This is a genomic window from Psychrobacter sp. Sarcosine-02u-2, assembly GCF_002836335.1.
Taxonomy (GTDB): Bacteria; Pseudomonadota; Gammaproteobacteria; order Pseudomonadales; family Moraxellaceae; genus Psychrobacter; species Psychrobacter faecalis.
The window spans coordinates 1-9806 of record NZ_PJBX01000001.1 but is presented as its reverse complement, the minus strand read 5'-3'; the positions used below and the strand labels follow the sequence as shown (position 1 = coordinate 9806).

The following is a 9806-nucleotide window of genomic DNA, read 5'->3' as shown; positions in this document are numbered from 1 at the left end:
ACATAAATATTTAAAGTTAACCGCTAACAAAAATGCCTCTTCCTAACATTAGAGGCATTTTTTTTTGGTCTTTATTTTCCATAGCATTTACGGTTTTAAATTTTCTAATTTTACCTGCTGTTCTTTAATTGCCCAATGGATATGTTCGTCCAGCATGGCATTATGAACGCCTAATTTTGCTTGCAGCTGAGTAATTATTTCCGTACTACCATCGGCATTGCCAAGGCCAATGGCGATATTGCGTAAAAAATTCACGTAACCGGTGCGTCTAAGCGGACTGCCTTCGGTTTTTTTCATAAACTCCGCTTCTTGCCATTGCCATAGCTCAAGCAAACTGCTGTTATCAAGGTTGTGCCTTGGAGCAAAATCTTCTACTGACGTGATATTGGCGTAGCGATTCCACGGACAAATAAGCTGACAGTCGTCACAACCAAAGATACGATTACCGATGGCACGGCGATATTTGCTATCAATAATGCCGTCGTGTTCAATGGTAAGGTAAGAGATACAAGCAGAAGCGTTAAGCTCATAGGGCGCGATAATAGCCTGAGTAGGGCAGACGTCAATACAGGCGCTGCAACTGCCGCAATGCTCCTTGACCGGTTCGTCATCCGGCAGCTCAAGGCTCATAAATAGCTCGCCTAATACAAAAAACGAACCAGCTTGCTTGTTTATGAGCAGGGTATGTTTGCCCGTCCAGCCAAGCCCCGCCGCATCGGCAATAGGACGCTCAAAGATAGGCGCAGAATCGCTAAAGGGGCGAAAAATAAAGTCCTGCTCTGAGCCGATATTAAGATGCTGCCATTCAGGGAGCATGGTTTCTATTTTTAATGCCAGTTGTTTTAGGCGACTACGCATGGTTTTATGATAGTCACGTCCTCTGGCATAACGGGCGATGATACCTTGATTGGGATAAGCGTTATCAGTGACTACGCGTGGCGTGGGCGTTTGGGTTAAATAATCCATACGCACGCTAATAATGGTTTTTGCGCCTTCTACCAATAGCGTAGGTTGCGCCCGTAAATGATGGTTATGATGCATAAACTGCAATTGCCCTTCATACCCTTTCGCTAGCCATTGCTTTAAGTGCTCTGTTTGCTGAACAAATAAAGGATGATGCACTGATAAAAAACCACAGTCAGCAAATCCTAGGGCTTGCGCTTGGGTTTTAATCCATTGTTTGACGTCTGCCGGTGTAGCAAATTCTGACGCATTATGAACGGCAATTCTTGCTTGCCCTGCATGATTAGGCGCAGATGTCTGCGCTGCTAAATTGTGAGCATCTGAGGTCTGTGCGCCTGACTGTGTTGATTGAAGGTGCGTAGGTTGGGCTTTGCTATTCATAATGCGCTATAAATGATAATGTGAATAGCAGTATGATAAGCCAGTGAGTTACGAGCGCAAGTAGTAAAATGAATAAATCTGTATTTTTACCAAACTGTAAGCTCTCGTAAAATCTAATAGAGCTGATACTACTCATACATTACCTTATGATTAAAATAATAAGACCAGTAAATAAAAATAAGCGAGGATAAGCCATGTCAGTATCAACCAATGTATTCACAAAAACGACCATGCCTGTAGCGCTGTATAGCAGCAATCAAATTTATGCCATGGAGCAGGTGTGGTTTGCTGAAGGTCACGACAGTTTTGGATTGATGCAGCAGGCCGCATGGCAAATGGCGCATTATATTATGGCGCTTTATGAGCAAAAAATGCTTAATTTTCATTCCTTTGCATTTACTAACACTCATAATCGCAATAATTGTTCGCCTCGAGCGAATGTCTGGGTCGGGAAGGGTAATAACGGCGGTGATGGTTGGTTGATTGCTTATTATTTACAGCAATTGGGCTGGCAAGTAGAGATAACAGCCGTCGGTTTTGACAAACAGGATTTTTTGATGGCTGAGACAACCCAGCAATCTAACCAACAAAGTTCTTTATCTGATGCCAACAAAGCCCTGAAAATAGCGCTGTCTGCTAACTGTGACTATTTACGCTTTGAAGACATGAGTTCTGATGACAAGCAAAACGTAAATGAGCAGCTACAAGCAGACGTCTACGTCGATGCGTTATTTGGTATAGGTTTAGATCGCGCGCCTGATGGTATTTATAAACAGGCGATTAATAGTCTTAACAATGCCGCGCAGTACAACGGCACTTTGGTCGTTGCAGTTGATGTGCCCAGTGGCTTGGTTGCTTCTACTGGGCAAGTATTCGACCAAGTAGCTGTAAACGCTGATGCGACATTATGTTTGATTGCGCGCAAATTTGGTTTACATACCAACGATGGTATGGATTATAGCGGACAAGTGATTGACATTCCGCTCATCCCTTATCAAACGAATAGTAAAGAATTTAAACCAATTGCCAAGCTACTGACAGCGGCTTATCCATTAAATTCACGCCGTCAAAACAGTTATAAAGGCAGTTACGGCCACGTATTAGTGATTGGCGGTAATCGCGTTGATGGCTCGCAGGGCATGGGCGGTGCCGCTATCCTCTCGGCTTCAAGTACGATGGCGACTGGTGCGGGGAAAATTACCGTCGCCTGTCATGAAGCATTTCATGGAGCGCTATTAACCTCACTGCCCGATGCGATGACCATCAATTTACATGATACCGATGGCGTAAAAAATCTTATCAAAGAAGCCAGTGTTATTGCTATTGGCATGGGACTTGGCCGTGATGATAAGGCAAAAGCGTTATTTATAAATTATATCCAAACGGCGGTAGAAAACAGCAAGCCAATAGTGATTGATGCCGATGGCCTATATCATTTGGCAACATTACAGGCTGGCGAGCATAAACTGGTTACACAGCTAAAAGCGTATAGTAGCGAACATCAAGTTTGCCTAACACCGCATAGTGGTGAAGCGGCAAGATTGTTGAATAAAGAGGTCAGTGAAGTAGAAGAGGATAGGCTAGCTACGATAAAAAAGTGCGCCAACATCTATGGCGGAGATTGGGTGTTAAAAGGTGCAGGGTCGTTAGTGCTAGAACAAAAGGCTGAGGAAAGACAAATTTACGCTTGTGGTGTCGGTAATGCCGGAATGGCAAGCGCTGGCATGGGTGATGTGTTATCTGGCGTCATTGCAGGTCTGCTAGCGCAAAAGGATTTAACCGAAGAAGCGCGTAGTTTGCACCAAGCGGTTCTGCTTCATGGTCTGGCAGGCGACTGCTTAGCGGGACAGACAGAAAATTTAGAAAGTCTTAGCCATGCTCATAATACTCGCTCATTATTGATCGGCCAACGAGGCTTACAAGCGCAGGATATGCCCGCTGCTATCCGCCATATTGTGCAGTCGATAACTGTCTAATAAATAGTTATCAACCGCACCTACCAACATTGAATATAGCAGTGTTAGTATTGTTTAAAGATAGATTACAGGACTTAGGTACCATTACAATATTGATTGATGGCTTGCTGTACACGCTCGCGTTTTAGCTCAATTTCACGGCCATCTAAATATTGACGTTTACCATTGGCATCCATCTCGTAGATACGCCCACCAACATTTAGGTTGGTCAAATTATTGCGTAATGACTGGCAACGCTGAGCATTAGCCTGTGCTTCTTGTTCTTTAATGCGCGCCTCTAGCTGAGCCACGCGCTGTTCTTCAGCACTTTGCGGGGCGGCTTGATTGGCTTCAGTTTTCCCTGCCAATTGTCCGGCATTATTTTGTCTACCGTCACTACGAAACTCAATCACTTCAATATTTCTACCATTTTGCGGCGCGTATTGGCTGTACTTCACCTCACCGTGTGCGCCGATAGACTTATAAACCTGAATGGCATGGCTGGCATGCATTGACAGCATGAGCATACACGCCGCGCTGATACTCATCAGCAGTTTGATAGTGGTGTTTATGGTAGACGCAGATGTCATAGTAACGATTGCCATAATGACAAACCTCTTAAGGGGTAAAGAACGGCTGTATATACCAGTTAAGGATAATATTTAATCGTCTTGATAACAAAGTAAATACACTAGCGTTTGATTTTAGCAAATAATACTTATAAATGCATAATGTTTAATAACTAATAGTTAGGGATAGGGTTTAGAAGTTTTTCTTGACAAAGGTGCTTAAACCATCGAATATAATAGCAGTTGATTGGTCAGTGAGCGGCTTTTATAAAATTGCCGTGGCACTTGAAAATAAGGACTACGGGTTGCTTATCAGTAGCTTGCTCAGTTTTATTTTCTTTGTGACAAAAATATAAAGTAGATGGTCATTATCGCAATGATTATCAGATTCTATATTTATTGTCTGCGGACTTATCTGTCTACAATGACTAAGATAAACTTATTATTACTGTGGTTCGTAAGATTTGGCTGTAATAAACAATAGGGCGCAATGTATAGTTTTAACAACAACTCATAAAATAAGTTATAAGATTTAGCGATCCTATAGCGTGCCAATATTATTGAGAGTCGTTTCATATCCTGCCTCCCTTTATTTATTACTGTCGTAACTTGGTATTCTCAAAATAATAAGCCTCTTTTATAGATGCATTCGCATCTTGTCACTGTCTGTCGATAAAATCCTGCCACAAAGCTGACCCTACATATATTGCTGTGTTTGAGTGCGATGCTGTTCTATATAACAGTATTACTTGGATATAGTGGGCACACATTCTTGATATGGATAAGAATCCCGAATCTTCTTTATAAGACCAATAACCTTGTAAAAACGGTGTTTTCTTTTATAAATGAGCGACCATTCTTACCACAAAAAAAGGTGATGACAGTGACGCAAACCACGCAAAGTCCGAATATGACTGGACATACCCAAACGGGTAATGCCGCCAAAAATTTTGAAGAAAAGCAACAACGCCTTGCAGAAGGTAGCGAGCAGCCTGTGATGTTGTCTGGCGCTGAGATGTTGGTGCAGGCACTGACCGACGAAGGGGTCAAATATATTTTTGGCTATCCAGGCGGCGCCGTTCTACATATCTATGATGCCTTGTTTCAACAAGAAAATATTGAGCATATTTTAGTGCGTCATGAACAAGCAGCCGGCCACATGGCAGATGCTTATTCACGCGTGACCGGTCAGACAGGTGTGGTGCTCGCGACCTCAGGTCCAGGTGCGACCAATACCGTGACGGCAATCGCCACCGCGTTTATGGATTCTGTGCCGATGGTGGTTATTTCAGGTCAGGTACCTAGTAGCCTAATCGGTGAAGATGCCTTCCAAGAAACCGATATGGTCGGTGTATCACGTCCTATCGTCAAGCATAGCTTCCAAGTGCGCCATGCTAGCGAAATCCCTATGATTGTCAAAAAAGCCTTTCATATCGCTCAGTCTGGACGTCCAGGCCCAGTAGTCATTGACGTACCAAAAGATATGACAGCGCCAAGTGAAAAATTTGCCTACGCTTATCCAAAAGACGTGTTTATCCGCTCGTATCAGCCCTCACTAAAAGGTCATAGCGGTCAAATTAAAAAGGCCGTTGAAACTTTATTGTCAGCACAGCGTCCTGTTATTTATGCAGGCGGCGGGGTCATTTGGAGTAAAGCCAGTAAAGAGTTGACTGAGCTTGCTCATCGCTTAAACTTACCAGTTACCAATACCTTAATGGGTTTGGGTACTTTCCCAGGTTCTGATAGTCAGTTCTTAGGCATGCTTGGGATGCATGGCACCTATGAAGCCAATATGAGTATGCATCACGCTGATGTCATCTTGGCAATCGGTGCACGTTTTGATGACCGCGTGACCAATAATGTCAAAAAATTCTGTCCGAATGCGACGATTATTCATATCGATATTGATCCGGCATCCATTTCAAAAACCATTAATGCCCATATTCCAATCGTTGGCGATGTTAAAGCAGTCTTGACCGATATGTTAGAAATCATCGGTGATGATAAAGAGCTTGAGCAGCATGCCTTGTTAGATTGGTGGTCACAAATTAATGAATGGCGTACGCGTCATGGCCTACGTTATGACACTAATACCGATAATGGTATTAAGCCACAAGCGGTGGTGCAGGCTTTGGATAAAGTAACCAATAGTAACGCCATTATCACCAGTGACGTCGGTCAGCATCAGATGTTTGCCGCGCTTTATTATACTTATAATGAGCCTGGTCAATGGTTGAACTCCGGCGGTTTGGGCACCATGGGTGTAGGCTTGCCTTATGCGATGGCGGCAAAACTTGCCAATCCTGAGCGTGACGTGGTGTGTATTACCGGTGAAGGCTCTATTCAGATGAATATTCAAGAGCTATCGACTTGCCTACAATATAACTTGCCAGTCAAGATTTTGAACCTAAACAATGCACAGTTGGGTATGGTTAAACAATGGCAAGACATGCTGTATGAAGGCCGTCATGCGCAGTCTTATATGAACTCACTACCAGACTTTGTCAAATTGGCTGAAAGCTATGGTCATGTCGGTATTAAGATTACCGATCCTGCGACTATGGAAGCACAATTGGCTGAAGCTATGGCTATGACTGATAAATTGGTATTTATCGACGTTTATGTCGATCGTAATGAGCATGTTTATCCGATGCAAGTCGCTGGGCAAGCGATGCGTGATATGTGGTTAACAAAAGGGGAGCGTACCTAATGCAACAACAACATCTGATTTCGGTATTGATGGAAAACGAAGCGGGTTCGTTGTCGCGGTTAGTCGGCTTGTTCTCCCAACGCGGCTATAACATCGAGACGCTAAACGTCGCCCCTACTGATGATCCAAGTATCTCACGTCTGACGGTCACTACCATTACCTCGCCTGAAAGAATCGAGCAAATCACCAAGCAATTGCATAAATTGATTGAAGTGGTTAAAGTGCTCAATCTAACAGACAATGTGCACGTCGAGCGTGAGCTCATGCTTATTAAAGTACGAGCGTCGGGCGGTGTACGTGAAGAGATTAAACGCAGTGCTGATATTTTCCGCGCTCAAATCGTTGATGTCAATTCTAACCTATACACCATTCAAATCGTTGGTGATAAAGCCAAGCTTGACGGCTTTATCGATGTGATTGGTCGCGAGCGCATTATGGAAGTGGTGCGTTCGGGTGTGATTGGTATTGCACGTGGCGAAAAAACCCTAAGCTTGTAATTTTATAATCGTTATTAAAAATCTTAATTTATTATCAACAGCGCGCTCATTTTAGCCAATACTTTAGAGTTTCGGTTAGAGCAGAAGCGCTTATTATCCATGGCCAGCCATGTTTTAGGAAAAGGACTCTATTTATGAACGTTTATTATGACAAAGACTGTGACCTATCAATCATCCAAGGCAAAAAAGTTGCCATTATTGGTTACGGTTCACAAGGCCATGCACACGCGTTGAATTTACAAGACTCAGACGTCGATGTCACCGTTGGTCTACGTGCCAATTCTAGCTCATGGAAAAAAGCGGAAAACGCGGGTTTAAAAGTTGCTGAAGTAGAAGAAGCGGTAAAAGCGGCTGACGTCGTGATGATTTTGACCCCTGATGAGTTCCAAAAACAGCTTTATAGCGATGTGATTGAACCAAACATCAAAGAAGGTGCCACCCTTGCTTTCGCTCATGGTTTTGCGATCCATTACAACCAAGTAGAGCCACGTAGCGACCTTGACGTTATTATGGTGGCGCCTAAGGCACCAGGTCATACCGTACGTTCAGAATTTACCAAAGGTGGCGGTATCCCAGATTTAATCGCTATCTATCAAGATGCGTCTGGTCAAGCTAAGCAGTTAGCCTTGTCTTATGCTGCTGGTGTTGGTGGTGGTCGTTCAGGCATCATCGAAACGACCTTTAAAGATGAAACCGAAACCGACCTATTTGGTGAGCAAGCGGTACTTTGTGGCGGCGCGGTTGAGCTGGTAAAAATGGGCTTTGAAACCCTAACTGAAGCCGGCTATGCTCCTGAAATGGCTTACTTTGAGTGCTTACATGAGCTAAAGCTTATCGTTGACCTCATGTATGAAGGCGGTATCGCTGATATGAACTATTCAATCAGCAACAACGCTGAGTACGGCGAATACGTGACTGGTCCAGAAGTGATCAACGAACAGTCACGTGAAGCGATGCGTAATGCGCTAAAACGCATCCAATCTGGTGAATACGCAAAAATGTTCATCAGTGAAGGCGCAACCAACTATCCTTCAATGACTGCCCGTCGTCGTAACAACGCTGAGCACCAAATCGAAGTGACTGGTGCGAAATTGCGCGGCATGATGCCTTGGATTGGTGGCAATAAAATCATCGATAAAGACAAAAACTAATTTATTAGTGAATGGTTAAGCAATTAAGCAATAATCAAATCTCTATCATTTTAGTTATCTAAAAATCAAAACCCATGTTATCACTCGATAGCATGGGTTTTTTAATGGCTAGCAATTCAATAATCTAGAGAAAGTTGCCACCGTAATCACTTGTTAGTGGTTGAAAACTCTTTATTACTGCCTCATATAAGCAGACTTGCTTATTTTATTTAAAAAAATACTAAAACCAAACGCTAAAGAATGATCTGAGCGCTTGATTTTTTATTCTTATTCTTTCTTGATTACAGGTTGTCTGTTGTGCAAATACCAAGTCCTAACTGGCTGACGCCGCAATTTATCTACATTACTCTGAGCGCTGTGGTAGCAGTATTGATTTGGATAGAAGGCGAGATGCTCAAGCGCAACCAAGGTAAGCTGCCGCAATCTAAGTTCTTTCGCATCAGCTCTTTACTTGATACCGCTTGGTTCTTTGTCTCTACTCTGGCGTTGTACGTCATTGATTTGGCGCCGTTGGCCATTGCCGTGCCAGTCGCTTATAGCATCTATACCATCTACGGCTGGATATATGGTACGCGTCTGCTCAAGCGCAAAGGCATACCAGACTCACCGAAGGATTTGGTGGTGCCAGCTAAATATATCGCCTATAGCCAATCCTTTTCTTTGATATTTTTTGCCTTGTGTCTACTGGTTTTATTATCGCCCTGGTTACCGCTACCTGCATAATAATGTTTTAGCGCTGGAATGATGTTTTTGGTTGTTGTGCTATTAAATGCATGGCAAATCAATTGTTTTAGCTTGGATGCTATAAAATACTTATTAAAATCAACTATTTAAATAATACATCTTTATTTGATGATAAAGCTGACAGAAAGCCGCGGTTTTTTACAAAAAAAAATAATTTAACCTGTTGCAGTTTAGAAAAGCTGCTATAATCAGTTTGTACTCGTAGGATTTTAGGCAAGAGCTTTAGGTTATCTTCTAGATAAATCAAGGGTTTAAGCCGATGCGCTTAGCAAAAAATACTTGAGTATATATCAATTAATCGGTGATGACACACGTCTCGCCAACAGTTAAAGAGTTAGGAAAATTTATGTCAGAGAAAGTTGAAGGCACTGTAAAGTGGTTTAATGAAGCTAAAGGTTTTGGTTTTATCGCTCAAGACAATGGCGGACAAGACGTATTCGCTCACTACAGCGCTATCCAAGGTAACGGTTTCAAAACTCTAGCCGAAGGCCAAAAAGTGTCTTTCATCTTAGGTGATGGCAAAAAAGGCCCACAAGCTGAGCAAATCGAAGCTATCTAATCTTAGTGATTATTGAGTAAACTGATTTATCAGCCAGCTTGATACCATAAAGATAATCGATAAGTATTGATTCCTTTGTTTGTTAAAACAATAAAAATACTGTTTAGACGTTAAAAAAAAGCAACCATTCATCAGGTTGCTTTTTTTATGATATTTTTTTAAGAAAATGACTTAAATTCTGTAAGTTTGGACAAAGCGTGATTATTTATTTTTGACAATAACGCTGTTATCTTAATAGAGGATTAGTTTAAAAAAGTTTTTAGGCATTAATACCAAA

Annotated in this window: 8 protein-coding genes; 6 read left to right on the top strand and 2 right to left on the bottom strand. The window is 42.5% G+C overall.

The annotated features are described in order from the left end of the window. Positions 1–87: 87 nt before the first annotated feature. On the bottom strand, positions 88–1344 hold the full coding sequence (gene queG, locus CXF58_RS00260) for a tRNA epoxyqueuosine(34) reductase QueG (protein WP_102076223.1): 1257 nt from the start codon (positions 1342–1344) through the stop codon (positions 88–90). 194 nt (positions 1345–1538) lie between these two features. On the opposite strand from queG, the gene CXF58_RS00255 reads away from it, so the two are divergent. Then, positions 1539–3320 carry a bifunctional ADP-dependent NAD(P)H-hydrate dehydratase/NAD(P)H-hydrate epimerase gene (locus tag CXF58_RS00255; protein ID WP_068408427.1) on the top strand — a complete coding sequence of 594 codons (1782 nt, stop codon included), beginning with the start codon at positions 1539–1541 and terminating at the stop codon, positions 3318–3320. A gap of 74 nt (positions 3321–3394) precedes the next feature. On the opposite strand, the gene CXF58_RS00250 is transcribed toward CXF58_RS00255, so the two are convergent. Then, positions 3395–3904 carry a DUF4124 domain-containing protein gene (locus CXF58_RS00250; RefSeq protein ID WP_226928797.1) on the bottom strand — a complete coding sequence of 170 codons (510 nt, stop codon included), beginning with the start codon at positions 3902–3904 and terminating at the stop codon, positions 3395–3397. Between the two features lie 841 nt (positions 3905–4745). Between CXF58_RS00250 and CXF58_RS00245 the strand changes: the two genes are divergently transcribed. The 5 genes from CXF58_RS00245 to CXF58_RS00225 all read left to right on the top strand — a co-directional run bounded on the left by CXF58_RS00245 (position 4746) and on the right by CXF58_RS00225 (position 9529). Beyond that, positions 4746–6578: an acetolactate synthase 3 large subunit gene (locus CXF58_RS00245; RefSeq protein ID WP_180952479.1), complete on the top strand. Its 1833-nt coding sequence runs from the start codon at positions 4746–4748 to the stop codon at positions 6576–6578. Then, positions 6578–7075: an acetolactate synthase small subunit gene (gene ilvN / locus CXF58_RS00240; protein WP_068408422.1), complete on the top strand. Its 498-nt coding sequence runs from the start codon at positions 6578–6580 to the stop codon at positions 7073–7075. Before CXF58_RS00245 ends, ilvN begins: the two co-directional genes overlap by 1 nt. Positions 7076–7209: 134 nt before the next feature. Further along, positions 7210–8226 (top strand): ketol-acid reductoisomerase, encoded by a 1017-nt coding sequence (ilvC, locus tag CXF58_RS00235; RefSeq protein WP_068408420.1) that lies wholly within the window; start codon positions 7210–7212, stop codon positions 8224–8226. A 297-nt stretch (positions 8227–8523) separates the two neighbouring features. Beyond that, entirely contained in the window at positions 8524–8949 is a 426-nt protein-coding gene (locus CXF58_RS00230; protein WP_068408418.1) for a hypothetical protein, read from the top strand. Positions 8950–9316: 367 nt separating this feature from the next. Then, a complete protein-coding gene (locus CXF58_RS00225) occupies positions 9317–9529 on the top strand; it encodes a cold-shock protein (protein ID WP_068408416.1) in 213 nt (70 codons plus the stop codon). Positions 9530–9806: the final 277 nt, after the last annotated feature.